Source organism: Lysobacter sp., from assembly GCA_013141175.1.
Classification (GTDB): domain Bacteria; phylum Pseudomonadota; class Gammaproteobacteria; order Xanthomonadales; family Xanthomonadaceae; genus Lysobacter_I.
Map to the genome: position 1 here is coordinate 720087 of JABFRN010000001.1, position 15953 is coordinate 736039.

13 protein-coding genes are annotated in these 15953 nt (G+C 63.9%); 5 read left to right on the plus strand and 8 right to left on the minus strand.

Translation table 11 applies throughout. The features are described 5' to 3' along the window. Nucleotides 1-26 precede the first annotated feature (26 nt). On the plus strand, nt 27-683 hold the full coding sequence (locus HOP03_03375) for a hemolysin III family protein (GenBank protein ID NOT87205.1): 657 nt from the start codon (nt 27-29) through the stop codon (nt 681-683). 84 nt (nt 684-767) lie between these two features. Further along, nucleotides 768-2792 (plus strand): DUF4332 domain-containing protein, encoded by a 2025-nt coding sequence (locus HOP03_03380; protein NOT87206.1) that lies wholly within the window; start codon nt 768-770, stop codon nt 2790-2792. A 244-nt stretch (nt 2793-3036) separates the two neighbouring features. Here HOP03_03380 and HOP03_03385 read toward each other — a convergent pair whose 3' ends face one another. The 4 genes from HOP03_03385 to mtgA are packed head-to-tail and all read right to left on the minus strand — an operon-like array spanning nt 3037 to nt 5705. Then, the gene (locus HOP03_03385; GenBank protein NOT87207.1) at nt 3037-3453 is read right to left on the minus strand and encodes a DUF1801 domain-containing protein; all 417 of its coding nucleotides are present in this window, start codon (nt 3451-3453) and stop codon (nt 3037-3039) included. 34 nt (nt 3454-3487) lie between these two features. Then, complete coding sequence (locus HOP03_03390) at nt 3488-3916, minus strand: CBS domain-containing protein (GenBank protein ID NOT87208.1); 429 nt, start codon at nt 3914-3916, stop codon at nt 3488-3490. Next, a complete protein-coding gene (locus HOP03_03395) occupies nt 3855-4901 on the minus strand; it encodes a glycosyltransferase family 2 protein (GenBank protein ID NOT87209.1) in 1047 nt (348 codons plus the stop codon). The genes HOP03_03390 and HOP03_03395 overlap by 62 nt, the downstream gene beginning before the upstream one ends. Nucleotides 4902-4928: 27 nt before the next feature. Further along, a complete protein-coding gene (mtgA, locus tag HOP03_03400; protein NOT87210.1) occupies nt 4929-5705 on the minus strand; it encodes a monofunctional biosynthetic peptidoglycan transglycosylase in 777 nt (258 codons plus the stop codon). 102 nt (nt 5706-5807) lie between these two features. Between mtgA and HOP03_03405 the strand changes: the two genes are divergently transcribed. From HOP03_03405 to HOP03_03415, 3 genes are all read left to right on the plus strand, one after another. Beyond that, entirely contained in the window at nt 5808-6713 is a 906-nt protein-coding gene (locus tag HOP03_03405; protein ID NOT87211.1) for an Hsp33 family molecular chaperone HslO, read from the plus strand. Nucleotides 6714-6839: 126 nt separating this feature from the next. Then, the gene (locus tag HOP03_03410; GenBank protein NOT87212.1) at nt 6840-7682 is read left to right on the plus strand and encodes a hypothetical protein; all 843 of its coding nucleotides are present in this window, start codon (nt 6840-6842) and stop codon (nt 7680-7682) included. Between the two features lie 137 nt (nt 7683-7819). Further along, nucleotides 7820-10843: a TonB-dependent receptor gene (locus HOP03_03415; GenBank protein NOT87213.1), complete on the plus strand. Its 3024-nt coding sequence runs from the start codon at nt 7820-7822 to the stop codon at nt 10841-10843. A gap of 110 nt (nt 10844-10953) precedes the next feature. Here HOP03_03415 and HOP03_03420 read toward each other — a convergent pair whose 3' ends face one another. The 4 genes from HOP03_03420 to HOP03_03435 all read right to left on the minus strand — a co-directional run bounded on the left by HOP03_03420 (nt 10954) and on the right by HOP03_03435 (nt 15788). Beyond that, entirely contained in the window at nt 10954-11610 is a 657-nt protein-coding gene (locus tag HOP03_03420) for a hypothetical protein (GenBank protein NOT87214.1), read from the minus strand. 115 nt (nt 11611-11725) lie between these two features. Then, the gene (locus HOP03_03425) at nt 11726-13291 is read right to left on the minus strand and encodes a hypothetical protein (protein NOT87215.1); all 1566 of its coding nucleotides are present in this window, start codon (nt 13289-13291) and stop codon (nt 11726-11728) included. Nucleotides 13292-13377: 86 nt separating this feature from the next. After that, nucleotides 13378-15183 (minus strand): phosphoenolpyruvate carboxykinase (GTP), encoded by a 1806-nt coding sequence (locus HOP03_03430; GenBank protein ID NOT87216.1) that lies wholly within the window; start codon nt 15181-15183, stop codon nt 13378-13380. Nucleotides 15184-15191: 8 nt separating this feature from the next. Further along, the gene (locus HOP03_03435) at nt 15192-15788 is read right to left on the minus strand and encodes a TetR/AcrR family transcriptional regulator (GenBank protein ID NOT87217.1); all 597 of its coding nucleotides are present in this window, start codon (nt 15786-15788) and stop codon (nt 15192-15194) included. Nucleotides 15789-15953 lie beyond the last annotated feature (165 nt).

The following is a 15953-nucleotide window of genomic DNA, read 5'->3' on the forward strand; positions in this document are numbered from 1 at the left end:
CTAGGCAAACCGGAGATCGTCGACGGATGAAACATACCCACCGCGAACGCGATGAGACCCTCAGCGAAGAGATCGCCAGCGCCCTCACCCATGGCCTGGGCGCCGCCGCCGCCCTCGCCGGTGGCGCGGTACTCATCACCCTCGCGGCACTGTACGGCGACGGCTGGCAGCTCAGCGCCGCGATCGTCTTCGGTATCACCCTGCTGCTGCTCTATGTCGCTTCGACGCTGTACCACGCGATTCAGCACCCTGTCGCGAAGGGTCGTCTGAAGATCTTCGACCACTGCGCCATTTACCTGCTGATCGCCGGCACCTACACCCCGTTCACCCTGATCGGCCTGCGCGACACCGTCGGCTGGTGGCTGTTCGGCACGATCTGGGCGCTGGCCTTCTTCGGCGTGATCTTCAAGCTGTTCTACACCGGCCGCTTCCAGCTGATCTCCACGATCGTCTACATCGCGATGGGATGGCTGATCGTGGTCGCCGCCAAGCCCGCCATGAAAGCGCTCGATCCATGGACCTTCGGCTGGCTGCTCGGCGGCGGCGTCGCCTATACCCTCGGCACGTTTTTCTACCACCGGCCGAAGATGCCCTACTCGCACGCGGTCTGGCACATGTTCGTGATCGCCGGCAGCGTCTGCCACTACATCGCGGTGATGGCCCAGGTGGTCTCCGTCCGGTAAGCCGCATCCGAAGCCGGACTGGCCGGCCGTCGTTGCCAAGCCCGTTTCACCCAGTGCCGCGACCGATTCGCGCGAAGGATTGCCATGGCCCAGCCGCTGCCGGGCATCGACCACATCGTGGTCCTGATGCTGGAAAACCGTTCGTTCGACAACCTGTTCGGCGGTCTGTATCCCGCCGGGCCGGGTTTCCACGGCCTGACCGGACAGGAGTCGAATTTCAACCCGATCGCACCCGGCGTCGGCACCTGGACGGTGTGGCAAGCCCCGCTGGGCAGTGCCACCGGCGCGATCCCGAACCCGGACCCGGGCGAAGAGTTCACCGACATGAACTTCCAACTGTTCGGCACCCAGACGCCGTCGGCTTGCCCCACTGCGACGATGGCCGGATTCGCGGCGAATTACGCGCGCCAGCCCGGCACCCGGCCTTCGCCCGGTTTCCCGAGCGTTCCACCGGTGCCCAAAAACATCATGCAGTACTTCAGCGCGCAGACGCTGCCGGTCAGCTATACGCTGGCCAGACGCTTCGCCGTGAGCGATGTCTGGTATGCGGCGGCGCCGGTGCAGACCATCTCCAACCGGATCTTCACCCATACCGGGACGCCGTCGAAATTGCCGAAGCCGCAATCGCCGCGACCGACGCAGCCGAAATCGCGCATCAACAACGGCGATTTCACCTCGGGCCTGAGTTTCAGCAAAATCATCGAAGGCGACTTCGTCGCACCGGTCACCGACACCACGATCTTCGAACTGCTCGACCGGGCGGCCCCGACCAACAATGCACCGGCATGCAGCGACTTTTCGGGCAAAGACCCGAAACTCAACTGGAAGGTCTACTACCACGACGCGCCGCTCTCGGCACTCTGCGAATACGTGTACCAGCACTGGTGCTTCGGCAGTCTCTACGGTGGCAACGTATTCCGCTACCGCGAACATTTCAGTTCGGAAACCAATTTCGAATACGACATCCGCAAAGGCTTGCTGCCGACCTACAGTTTCATCGAGCCCGCCTACACCAGCGTCGAATACACCGCCAACAGCAATCATCCCGGCGGCGCGATTCCCGATCCGCTGGATCTGAACGCGCAGAATTTCCAGCCGCCCATCAACATCGACAACGGCGAAAAGCTGCTCGCGGAAGTCTATGCCAGTCTCGCCAGGCATCCCCATGTGTTCGATCGCACCTTGCTCATCGTCACCTACGACGAACACGGCGGCGTCTACGACCATATGCCTCCGGGTTCCGCAGTCAGCCCGTTCGTCACACCGGTGTCGAACTTCAACTACGACCGCACCGGCGTGCGCGTACCCGCGATCCTGATCAATCCGCGCATCGCGACCAAAGTGTTCCGGCCCACCGACGGCCAGCAGGTCACGGGGCGCTGCGGCACGTTCGTCACCCAACTCGATCACACCTCCATCATCAAGACGCTCTGCGCGCAGTTCGGACTGGGCACACCGCCAACCCCGCGCGCGATCTCGGTGCCGACGCTGGCTGGGCTGATCAAGCCAACCGCCGATGCTGCCCACGAACCGCTTCACGAACTCATGGCAATCGCCGCTGCCGAATCATCCGCAAGACGCAGCGCACCTCGCGACCTGGGAGCATCGGCGCGCATCCGTGCGTGGTACGGCCTACGGAAAGAAGACGGTTTTCACGGCAACCAGCTCAACAACGCGGTCTTCGCCACCTCGGCGATTGCCTGGAACGGCCGCCTGCGCGCCACAAGCTATCCACTGCGCGAAATCGTGGACCTCGACGCCGATGCCGAAGATGCGCTGCACGCCGCCGATATCCGCGACACCGGCGCGCTGCTCGCGGCCATCGCTGCGGTAGACGGCGCCGCGCGCGTGGCCGCACTCACCGGACAGGACCCGAGCCGCATACGGCGCTGGGCCGAACAGGCCGGACTGCTGCGCGTGCCCGGCATCCTCGGCGACGACGCGCATCTGCTCGCAGCCGCAGGCATCCGCACCCGCGAACAGCTCGCGCGCACCGCGCCTGCGGAGCTGCACGTGCGAATGCTCAGGGCAGCCAAGGACCTGAAGGTCGCTGATTTTGCGCTGGAACCGAACGTCACGACGGGATGGGTCGCGTCGGCGTCGAATTGATCCATGCGCGAACCGTGTTGCGTCAATGCACAAGGGCGTAACTGTCGTGGGGCTTTCAGCCTTGTGATGCCAGGATATTTCTACACTCGGTGGAATGACCAGCTTCGCTGTTGCAAAGCGCTCCAATATGCCGGATTCACCCTGCGAGCTGCGCCTTACAGCCTTCCACTGGATTGCAGTTCAACGCTTCGTTTGCGGCGGGCCAGGGCCTGCCCTACGAAACAACCCGCCATACGGGTTGCGATTACCCGTGACGGCGATGGATCTCGGCCACCGATTCGGCGACAAGTCTCTCTAGAATCGAAGTATCCAGATCACTCAGTCGCTTGAAGTACAAGCAGGACTTACCCATCTTGTGCTTCCCGAGCTTGGATAGAAGCAGCGCTTGGCTCTTCCCCTCTGCAACGAGGTAAACCACAAGCTCGCGACCACGCACTGCAAAGCCGGTAGCACAGGACTCCCCGGTTCGGCCGCTTTCGTATCGATAACTGTACGAACCATAGCCGACAATGCTCGAGCCCCACATTCTTGGATTTTCGCCTGTGACCTTCTTGAGTATGGTCATTAGGTTTTTGCAGTCGGCCTTCTGTTGCTCGTCGGCGCGAGATGCAATGTAGTCGTCGACGTTGGCGTTGGTGGCTTTCGTTTTTGATTCCGCCATTTCGGTACCCTCAAGAGAGTGTTTCTTGCGGCGCTTAACTCGCGATATACCGCTGCAAGGAATCCAACTCCGCCCGCTGATCCTCGATCACCGCCTTCACCAGATCCCCGATCGAAATCATCCCCAGCACATCATCACCATCCAGAACAGGCAGGTGCCGGATGCGATGCTCCGTCATCACCTGCATGCAACCATCCGACGTATCGAGCGACGTCGCCACGATCAACTCGGATGTCATGATGTCGCGCACCGGCGTATCCGAAGACGAACGCCCCTGCAGCACGACTTTGCGCGCGTAATCGCGTTCGGAAAGAATGCCGACAAGGCGGGGACCGTCCATCACCAGCAGCGCGCCGATGCGCGCCTCCGCCATCAGGCGGATGGCGTCGAGGACCGGAGCCTCAGGACGGATCGCGTGGATCTCCGGGCTCTTCGCTTCCAACAGCTGACGGACGGTACGCATGGCGCAAGTCTCCTTCAGGGGCGATGTCCCCGAAGGATACGCCCGCAGCGGGCCGCCAGCGATCCACCAGATACAGCGGCCTCTGCTTGGATTCCTCATAGAGCCGGCCGAGATATTCGCCGATCACGCCCAGCGCCATCAGCTGCACACCGCCCAGCAGCAGGATGACCGTCATCATCGTCGGCCAACCGGCGACCGGGTCGCCCCAGAGCATCGCCTTGATCACGATCCACGACGCGTAGACGAAGGCCAGCACGGCGGTGAGCACGCCGAGATAGGTCGCCACCCGCAACGGCGCGGTGGAGAAGCTGGTCACGCCTTCGAGGGCGAAGTTCCACAGCCGCCAGACGTTGAACTTGGTGCGCCCGGCAAGCCGGGCTTCGCGGTGGTAGGGAATGGCCACCTGCCGGAAACCGACCCAACCGAACAGGCCTTTCATGAAGCGATGCCGCTCGCGCAGCTCGCGGAGGGCGGCGAGCGAACGCGGCGACAGCAGGCGGAAGTCGCCGGTGTCGGTGGGGATGGGGGTTTTCGACAGCCGCTGCATCATCCGATAGAAACCGTGGGCGGTCGCGCGTTTGAACCAGCCCTCGCCATCGCGCTCGGTGCGGGTGCCGTGGACGTCGTCGTAGCCCTCGCGCCATTTCGCCACGAACTGCGGGATCAACTCCGGCGGATCCTGGCCGTCGGCGTCGAGAATGATCGCGGCGCCCTCTCGGACCCGATCGAGACCGGCGGTGAGCGCGGCCTCCTTGCCAAAATTGCGGCTGAGCCGCAGCAGCGACACCCGTGGGTCGGCGGCGGCGATATCGTCGAGCACTGCCCAGGTGCGGTCGCGACTGCCGTCGTCGACGTACAGCACATGGCCTTCGATGCCCTCACCCGTCAGCCCGTCGAGCACGGCGGCGATCCGCGGATGCAGCGCCGGCAGGGCTTCGGCCTCGTTGAAGGCGGCGACGACGACGGTCAGGCGTTCGGGATTCATATACAGATAGAGTACCCGCAGGCGCCTTCAGTCGAACTGCAGGTAGGCGACGCCGCCCAGCGCCCGCATCTGGCGCTCGATCGACCGGCTGCGGCGCTGCACGTAGGGGCCGGGCTTGGCGACGCTGTATTTGCGCGGATTCGGCAGCACTGCGGCGAGCCGGGCGGCTTCGGCAGCCGTGAGTTTCGATGCGTCCTTTCGGAAGTATCGACGCGCGGCAGCCTGGGCGCCGTAGACGCCGTCGCCGTATTCGATGACGTTGGCGTAGACCTCCATGATCCGTTCCTTCGGCCACATCGCTTCGATCAGCACGGTGTACCAGACCTCCAGTCCTTTGCGCACCCAACTGCGGCCACGCCACAGGAACAGGTTCTTCGCCAACTGCTGGCTGATGGTGCTGGCACCACGCACCTTGCGGCCCTTCGCGTTGTTGGCGCGAGCCTTTTCGATGGCCTTGAAGTCGAAGCCGTCGTGAGCCGGGAAATTCTGGTCTTCGGCGGCGACCAGCGCCAGCGGCAACAGTTTCGAGATCTGATCGGCATCGCGCCAGTCATAGGCCAGCGAGAAACCACGGTCGCCCGCACTCCAGGCTTCGGTATAACGTCCGACCATGAAGGCGGTCAGCGGGGGATCGACGAAGCGCAGCACTGCGACCTGCAGCACCGTGGCCAGCACGAACAGCAGCGGTAGCCAGAAGAAGATCCAGCGCAACCAGCGACGGCGACGGCGTGGCTTCGAAACGCCGGGCACCGCCAACGCCGGAGACTGATCAGGATGTGTTGAATCCGCGCCGTCGTGCCCCATCTTCTGCCGTCTCCCCATGCTGTCACCGGTAGACCGGCTGCGGCATTATCCGCGATGCAACACCTTCTTCACGATACCCACTCCAAAGAGCCCGCCTTCGACATGACCGCCGACACGTCTCCCGACCGACTGACCCGCTTCCTGCTGGAAGATGCCGGCGTGCGCGGCGTGCATGTCCGTCTGGACGAGACATGGGCACAGATCCGCAGCCGCGCCGAATACCCTACCGATGTGGCAGCAATGCTGGGCGAAGCGGTCGCCGCCTCGGCGCTGTTCACCGGCCACGTGAAAGTGGATGGCCGGCTGTCGGTGCAGTTGCGCGGCGATGGCGCGCTGCGCACCCTGTTCGCCGAATGCACCGGCGCCGGCACCCTGCGCGCCATCGCCACGCTGGCCGAAGGCGAAATCCCGGACATGCATACGCTGAGCTCGCTCGGGCCCGACGCCCTGCTGGCGATCACCATCGAAAACCCGGGTGCGCGCGACCAGGAGCCTTCCCGGTATCAAGGGCTGGTCGGGCTGGATGCCGACACCTTGTCGGAAGCATTCGAGGGCTATTTCCGCCAATCGGAACAACTGCCGACCCGCTTGCTGCTGGCAGCGGCCGACGACGGGGTGTCCGGGCTGATGCTGCAGAAGCTCCCGGGCGATGAAGGCGACCTCGACGGTTGGGAGCGCGCCAGCGCGCTCTTCGACACCTTGGCAGCCCCGGAGTTGATGGCAACACCGGTCGGAACCCTGCTCCATCGGCTGTTCCACGAGGGCGGAGTGCGCTTGCTCGGCGCAAAACCGCTGCGGTTCGCATGCTCGTGCTCGCGCGAACGGGTCTCGGCCATGCTGGAATCCCTCGGAGAGGACGAGGCGCGGGCCGCAGTCGAGGGCAATGCCGGGCAGGCAGAGATCCGCTGCGAATTCTGCGGCGAGACCTACCGGTATTCGGCAGAAGAGGTCGCGACCCTGTTCGTCTCCCGCCCGACCGAATGGGGCGCTCCGGATCGATTGCAATGATTGGCCCTGCGCGCTCTGTCACGGTTTTCCAGCGCTTCTCGATTGTTAAAGAACCATAAATCTGATAGCCTGAAGTTCAGTGGACCCCAAGGAACTCGACCGTGTCTGCACGGTCTGACCCACACCATGCGCACCAGTCTTCGCACATTGCCGCTCCTGATATTGCTCGCCCTCGGCGCGGCAACTTCGGCGCATGCGCAATCCAAAGCGGGCCGCGATCGCGTCGAACTGCCGATCTGGAACAAATCCAGCGGGCAATTCGAGGGCGTGGTGGTACTCGAGCCTGCGGACAACGCCAAATCCCGCACGCTCTCGCGCTTCGGTGTCCGTCACCTCGATTCCACTTTCGGGCTCGGCGCCGGTGATTCCCTGGGTCTGCTGTGCGATCGCAAGCAAGGCCTGACCAGCGCCCTGAACAATCTCGCCGACAACTGCGTCCTCGCCTCGTTTCCGTCGAGCCGCCGCACCGGCGCCGCCGCGCTCTTCCAGCGTAACGGCACCCAGGTCGGTATCGGCGCCGGCAGTACCCGCGCCACGATGCCGGCCTGGCTGGCACCGAGCGCTGGCGGTAATGGCCGGCTCGACGTCAATGACCTGACCATCTTCAGCCAGAAAACCCTGCCGCGCGAAGGTTACGTCTCGATCGCCGGCACGGTCGCCAAGGCCCGGCTGCAGACACCGTCCGAAATCCCCGGTTTCAGCGACCGCTGGACCTCCCGACAGCTCAATGTCGGTGGTGGCGTTGGCGCCTTCGGCGTCAATGTCATCGGTGAAGTCGTCGACACGCCCGGCCGCGACCAGTGGAGCAGCCTGGGCCTCGGTCTGAGCTGGCGCACCCCTTGGAGCGGCCAGCTTACGGTCGGCGCAGACAATCTGGTCACCAAGGGCAAGAATCCTTTCGCCCCGAACGCCGTTCAGGGCGAAGACGAGGGCGCCGTGCCCTATGTCCGCTACGAGCAGGATCTGTAAGCCTGCGGTTTCCCTCGGGATTTGCCGACTTTCCGGCCCCGTGTTAACGACACTTTAATTTTTCTCCGAGTGGGGCTACTATCGGCCCCGGCCTGACCTGCATTGGCGTCTTTCTTGACGGCAGCGGGCGGGTTCCCATGGGAAACCCCAAGACTCACTTGGAGAGAGAGATGACTTTGAAGACCAACAAACTCCGCGACGCGATTTCGTTCGCGCTCGTGGGCGCCACCGCCCTCGCGGGCACGAGCGTCGCGTTCGCTCAAGACACACCCTCGGAAGATGAACTCGACACCGTCGTCGTCACCGGCTCGCGCATCCGCGTCGCCACCGACGAAGAAGGCACCTCGCCGCTGTTGACCATCGATCGCGCTGCGATCGAAGCCACTGGTCTGACTTCGGTCGGCGATGTGCTGTTCAACATCACCGCCAGCGACGGCGGCGCCCTGCGCAACGTCACCACGACCACCAACGGCAGCGACGGCACGCAGAACATTTCGCTGCGCGGCCTGGGTTCGACACGCACCCTGCTGCTCGTCAACGGCCGCCGCTGGGTCACCCAGGGTTCCGGCGACGTCGACCTGAACACCATTCCGATCTCGGTCGTCGAACGCATCGAAGTGCTGAAGGACGGCGCCTCGGCGATCTACGGTTCCGACGCGATCGCCGGCGTGGTCAACGTGATCACCCGCAAGAATTTCGACGGCGCCGAAGCCAGTGCCTACATCGGCTCCTACACCAAGGGCGATGGCCTGCAGCAGTCCTACGACTTCACCGTCGGCTCGAACAGCGACCGTTGGAATGCAGTCCTCAGCCTCGCCTATCAGACCCAGGAACCGGTGTACGCCGGTGATCGCGAAATCTCGTCGGTGCCGGTCTTCGGCGGTGGCGATCTCGCGTCTGGTGGTCTCTACGGTTCGGGCAGCCCTGCCCGCGGCAACTTCACGCGTTGCGCCGGTGCGCTGACGCCGACCTCGACCGGCTTCCAGACCTGCACCGCAGTCGCCGGTGGCCCGTTCACCCTCAACCAGGGCGACGATGGCCGTCAAGCGACCGACTTCCGTCGCTTCATCAGCTACACCTTCGATGGTTCGGGCAGCTCCGACCGCTACAACTTCGCACCGGTCAACTATCTGCTGCAGCCGATCGAACGCTTCAACGTCTACGGCCAGGGCACCCTGCGCCTGACCGACCGCATCAATGCCAACGTGCAGGCGGTCTACGTCAAGCGCGACTCCGACCAGCAGCTGGCCGAAGTGCCGCTGACCATGGACGTCCGTGGCATCAACGGTCCGCAGTGGGCGTTCGCGCCGACCGCCGGCAGCGTGTTCAATCCGTTCGGTCAGAACCTGCGCGGCGCCAACTTCCGTTCGATCGCCATCGGCCCGCGCAAGCCGTACTACGACAACGACAACACCGCTGTCACCCTGTCCCTCGACGGTTCGTTCGATCTGGCCGGCCGCGACATGTACTGGGATGTCGGTTATTCGTACCTGAACTCGCGCATCTCCGTCCGTGGCGAGAACTACGTCAACCTGTTCAACCTGCGTCGTGCCGTCGGCGATTCCCGCCGCAACCCGGTCACCGGCGCGCTGGAGTGCATGAACGGTACTGCGGTCATCGCCGGCTGCGTCCCGTACAACCTCTTCGGTGGTCCGGACCTCGGTCTGGCGGCAGGCGTGATCACGCAGGCCGAATACGATGCGATGAACCGCTACGTCAGCTACACCAAGAACGAGTTCCAGGAAAACACCACGAAGGATTACTTCGCGAACCTCTCCGGTTCGATCGTCGATCTGCCGGCCGGCCCGCTGGGCTTCGCCCTCGGTCTGGAACACCGCCGCACCGGCTTCGTCAACCAGCCCGACGCGCTCGTCGCCGGCGGCGGTTCGTCGGACAACTTCTCCGAGCCGACCAACGGCACGGTGAACTCCGATGAAATCTATGCCGAGTTGAACGTGCCGATCCTGGCCGACATCCCGGGTGCCAAACTGCTGGAAGTCAATCTGGCGGCCCGCAAGTCCGATTACGAAACCTCCGGCTTCTTCGGCGGCGTTGACGTCAATCCGGACCTCGGCGGCGACACCTCGAAGAAGATCGGCGTGAAGTGGCAGGTGTTCGACGACCTGATGCTGCGTGGCACCTATTCGGAATCGTTCCGCGCTCCGAGCGTGAACGATCTGTATCAGGGCGGTGGCGAAAGCTTCCCGGCCGCGACCGACCCCTGCAACCCGGCCAATATCGGTCTGGCAAGCACCGATGCTGCGCGCTGCGCGGCTGATGGCGTGCCTGCAGGCGGCGTGGCCCAGGCCAATGCGCAGATCCGTTCGCTGGTCGGCGGCAACCCGGGGCTGCAGCCCGAGTTCGGCACGACCAAGAGCTTCGGCGTGGTCTACAGCCCGAGCTGGGCACCTGGCCTGAACTTCACCCTCGACTGGTACAACATCTCGCTCGAGAAAGTGATCTCGTTCCGTGGCTCGCAGTCGATCCTCAACGCCTGCTACCGCACACCGGGCACGCCCGGCGCGGCTGCCGATCCGACCCAGCGCGCGCTGTTCTGCTCGTTCGTCACCCGCGACTCGGCCGGCAACATCACCGACCTGCGTCAGACGAGCTTCAACCTGGATCAGGGCGAAGTCGAGGGTTACGACTTCCAGGCCACCTACGCCATGCCGGAAACCGCATGGGGCAAGTTCGCGTTCCAGTGGGATAACACCTACCAGACCGAGAACACCCTGTTCGGCTCCGTGGGCGAGTACAACGGTGCGCCGACCTGGCGTCTGCGCTCCAACATCACCACGTCGTGGCAGAAGGGCGACTGGGATGCTTCGTGGGCGGTGCGTTATTACTCCGCGCTCGACGAGACCTGCGACGGCGGTTACTACTTCGAATACGGCATCACGCCGAGCGAAATCTGCAACCACGACGTCTACGACTCGAATGGCAACTTCCTGCGCTACGAAAACGAAATCGGCTCGCGCATCTATCACGATGTGCAGGTCGGCGTGAAGCTGCCGTGGAATGCCAAGGTCTCCGCCGGTGCCCGCAATCTGTTCGGCAAAGAACCGCCGATCACCCGCAACTCGTTCGCGCATTCGTTCGACGGCGCCTACGATCTGCCGGGCGGTGGTTTCTTCTACCTGCAGTACAACCAGAAGTTCTGATCGCTTCCGGTTCGGCGTCAATCGTTTCAGGAAACGGCCTCCGCAAGGAGGCCGTTTTTTTGCCCGCCATTTCTATCGGGACAAACTCCGCGGAAGTCCGCCGGAAGCGTTCACTCGACGCGGTTGAACCAGGCGTTGAATGCGATCGTGACCCGTTGCCCTGCGCCACGGAAAGGCGTCACGTAATGACCGAGCCAGGACGGGAAGAACACCAGTTGGCCCGGCTTGAGGGTAATCACGAAATTGCCGTGGCTGTAGGGCCAGCGTAGACGCGCATTGGCGGCATCCAGGAATGTATTCACCGCCATCTGCGGATGCGGAAACACGAGGCATCCATTGTTCGAATAGTCGGGGTCGGGCTGTCCGTCCGACACGCAATAGACTCCGGACCAGCTCGCCATCGGGTGGTTGTGATAGCCGAAATAACCGCCTTCGCGGGTCAGGTGGAACCAGGTCTGGCTGGCGATGCGCAGCCCCCGGGTGCCCTCGGCCATATCCGGGTTGATGTTGCGCAGGAACTCGCCCAACGATCCCCAGACCCAACCGCGCAACTCCTGCACACAGGCCTCTTCGCGTGCGAAGAAGTCGAACTCGCTCTCGAACAACCCATCCGGCTGATGGACGACCGGATCCGGGTTGCGATAACCGGCGCCCTGCGCTTCCAGCGCCAGGATCACCTGCATCAGCGCTTCATTCAATTCGGCCGGTTCAGGGTGGAAGCGTTCCGCCATCGGCACGGCGAAAGCGGGAAACACATTGATGCTCATACGCGGAACTCCCGTGAATGCAAACAGGCGCACCATAGCCCAGGGGCCACGCGACCGACACCACTGGGGTCAAATTTCGGCCGCATGCCGATGGGCAAGCCGCAGGGCCCAGCGGTCAGAGCAGACCATGCGTTGCCAGCCGGTCGAGCATCGGCCCGAGATGGCGTTCGTAAGCACGCCAAAGGCCGCCACGATTGGTGAGGATGCCCTTGCGGACCTGGTTCGAGCTGGCGGTGGCGACCATGCCGCTGCCGCGCCCGACCTCCAGCATGTCCGGACGGAAATCGAAGCCGCAGTGCGCCGCGATCCGTCGCGCCTGCGCCTCGGGCTCGGACACCATGGCGTCGTAATCGATATCGAAAACCCGCCCCGGCAGCACCTCGCGCCAATGGTCCATCAGGTCGCGATAGGCCTTGTAGTAATCGGCCATCTCCACCTGGTCGTAGGAATACGACGCTTCGGTGGTGAACAGCGTTCGCAGGTTCGAGAAGCAGGTGTCGGCCGGATCGCGACGCATGTGCAGCAGCCGCGCCTGCGGCAGCGCCTTGGCGATCGGCCCCAGCAGGATGAAGTTCGGATTCTGTTTCTCGGTGACGAACGCACGCCCACGGCCCCGTGTACGCATGGCATCGAGAAAACCGCGGCCGATCGCCGGGTAATCGAAGCCGCGGGCGCGCTCGACAAGCGTCGCATCCACGATGCCACGGCAGAAGTGGTCGGCGGCATAGCGCAGTTGCGCCGGAAAGGTGTAGGTCTCGCCGGCGTCGGCGACATCGGGATGGCCCGACAGGATGCGCTCGAGCAGCGTGGTGCCACTGCGATGCATGCCGACGATGAAGATCGGGGTCATCGGGTCTTCGATCGGTCCGCCGCAGGAAAATCCGGCGTCGAAAGTCGAGCGCAGCGCGTCGAAGACCGCCATGGTCTGGGGGTGGTCGTAGGGCTGTTCGATCCGGCGGGCACGACAGCCGCGCGCCAGCGCTTCCCACGCGCCGTCGTAGTCGCCCAGATCGTGCAATTCGTTGTGCAAGGCGTAGCCGAGATGCCCCTCATCCTTGGCCGTGAGGTTGGGCTGCGCCAGCAGCCTGCGCAGCGCGTCGACACGATTGCGTTCCGGTGTGTTCCTGGCCACCCGCGACAGTACCGAATACACCGCCGCAAAGGTCGGGCGGATTTTCAGGGCGCGCTCGAAAGCCGCAACGGATTCCTCGGAGCGACCAGCGAACATCAGCACCAGCCCATGCATGTTGTGCGCCTCGGCGAGATCCGGCCGCAACTTCAACGCGTGCTCGATCCAGATCAGCGTCTTGTCGTGATCGCCTGCGCTGGCGAAGAACGAGGCGAGATCGATCAGCTTTTCGGGCGACAGCTTCATGGCCAGCCCGGTGCGCTCGATGTACGCCTGCAGCTCCGGCAACGCTTCGAACCGGCGCAGACGCCGCGCCACCGCGAGGCCCGCCATCGGCGGCACGCCATCGACCTTCGCCGCGGCGAGAACGGCGTGCAACGACTCGCGATAGACGTCGAGCTTTTCCCTTGCGGAGGACAGTTCCAACCATGCCGGCAGGAAACTGCGGTCGTGCTCGACGATCGCCTCGTAGGACGCAACGGCCTGGCGCCATTGCTGGTGCTGGGTATGACGCTGCCCCTGCTGCCAGAGCGCCTGCTGTTTGTTCGACATCGCTGGATTCGACATCGTGCGATTTTAGGGGAAAGCTCCGCCCGCCGCGCATGCAACGACGGCCGGGCGGCGCACGGAATCGATCGTCAACCGCCCAGGTCGCCGAGGATCCGTGACTGCTCGGCCTTCAGCGCCGCCGGCATGCGCGGGCCGTATTCCTCGAGGAAGTCGCCGATACTCGCGAATTCGCTGTGCCAACCGGCGCGATCGAAGCCGAACAGCTTCTCGCCGGCTTCGCTGCTGAGGCTGATGCCATCGAGATTCAGATCGCCCAGTCGCGGCAATGCACCGATCGGCGTATCTGCGGCGCCTGCGGTGCCCTTCACGCGTTCGATCATCCACTCGATCACGCGCAGGTTGTCGCCGAAGCCCGGCCACAGGAACTTGCCGTCGTCGCCCTTGCGGAACCAGTTGACGTGGAAAATCTTCGGCAACTTCGCGCCGGCCTGATCGAACGACAGCCAGTGTCCGAAATAATCGGCGAAGTTGTAGCCGCAGAAGGGTTTCATCGCCATCGGATCGCGGCGCATCACGCCGACCGCGCCGGTGGCGGCAGCCGTGGTTTCCGAACCCATTGCGGCACCGATGAGCACGCCGTGGGTCCAGTCGCGCGCCTCGAATACCAACGGCACCAGCGATGCACGACGGCCACCGAACACGATCGCGCTGATCGGCACACCCTGCGCGTCTTCCGCTTTCGGCGAGTACGACGGGCACTGTCTGGCGCTGACGGTGAAGCGGGAGTTCGGATGCGCGGCCGGGCCATGATGCTTGTCGGTGGCCGTGGAATCGTATTCACGACCGCGCCAATCAAACGCGGGCGCGCCGCCATCCAGTCCTTCCCACCACGGCTGTCCGTCGGCGGTCAGCGCGACGTTGGTGAAGATGGTGTCGTGCTGGATCGTCGCCAGCGCGTTGGGATTGGATTTGCTCGACGTGCCGGGTGCGACGCCGAAGAAACCGGCTTCCGGGTTGATCGCGTACAGACGGCCGTCGGCGCCGGGGCGCATCCAGCAGATGTCGTCGCCGATGGTGGTGACCTTCCAGCCATCCTGGCGGTAGCCCTCCGGTGGAATCAGCATCGCCAGATTGGTTTTGCCGCAGGCCGAGGGAAATGCCGCAGCGATGTAGTGGGTTTCGCCCTGCGGGTTCTCCACGCCGAGGATCAGCATGTGTTCGGCGAGCCAGCCTTCGCTGCGCGCCTGGTACGAGGCGATGCGCAACGCATGGCATTTCTTGCCGAGCAGCGCGTTGCCGCCGTAGCCGGATCCGAACGATTTGATCGTCAGCTGTTCCGGGAAATGCATGATGAAACGACGGTTCGGATCGAGTTCGCCGATCGAATGCAGGCCCTTCACGAACGCAGCGCCCGCCAACCCCTCGCGCTCGATACGCGCCAGCGCCGGTGCGCCCATGCGGGTCATGATGCGCATGTTCGCGACCACATATGGCGAATCGGTGATTTCCACGCCGCAACGCGACAGCGGCGAATCGATCGGGCCCATGCAGTACGGAATCACGTACATCGTCCGCCCTTTCATGCAGCCATCGAACAACGCATCCATGGTGGCGTGGCCTTCGTCAGGCGCCATCCAGTGATTGTTCGGACCGGCGTCATCGGCCTGCGCCGTGCAGACGAAGGTCAGGTGTTCGACGCGGGCGACATCGTCCGGATGCGAGCGGTGCAGCCAGCTGTCCGGATGGGTCTTTTCGTTGAGTTTGATCAGCGTGCCGTCGGCCTGCATCTTCGCGATCAGCGCGGCGTTCTCGGCGTCGCTGCCATCGCACCAGTGGATCGCATCCGGCCGGGTCAGTCGCGCGGCCTCCTCCACCCAGTGTTTCAATGCGTCGAGACGGGTGGGAGGGTGTTGAAGCACGGCAAGGGCATTCATGCGCTGACTCAGGCTTTATGAAGAGGAGGAATCAAGGTGTCCATGACGTGCTCGACGTAAGCCTCGAACTCGTCGTGAGCCAGACGCGGCTGGTGCAACTGCAGGCTGAGCTGCAGGAAGCCGACGTATGCGGCATAGGCCAGGCGCGCGCGATGCTGCGCTTCGGTGCGCATCAACCCGGTCTGGCGGAAAGAAGCGGCGAGATAGTCGAGGCGGCGTTGCGAGACGCGGCCGATCACCGGCCCCACTGCGGGATGATCCAGCGCCTTCAGCAGCTCGCTGTAGATCTTGTGCGATTTCACTTCGTGCGCGACCACCTGGAACAGCGCGCGCAGGCGCTGTCGCGGATCGCTGACGGCTTCGAGTTTACCGAAGACGGTTTCCTGCTCCACCGACTCCCAGCGCTCCAGCGCCGCGGCGAGCAGGGCATCGCGCGATGGAAAGTGCCAGTAGAAACTGCCTTTGGTCACGCCGAGGCGGCGGGCCAGCGGTTCGACCGCCACCGAGGCCACGCCCTGTTCGGCGATCAGGTCGAGGGCGGCCTGCGCCCAGTCTTCGGCGCTGAGGCGGCCGTTCCGTTCGGTTTTCGCGGCGACATCGGTCATACCGCCAGTTTAACCATACGGAACGGTTCGGGACAGTATCGTGTGACTACGATTTCATTCTTGCTTTCGGGCACTTTCCGGCACATTGACATCCGCCGATCCGTCTATCCATACTTCAGCGTATGGAACGGCCGTCCGGTCGCTCCGCGAGGCATTCACACCCCA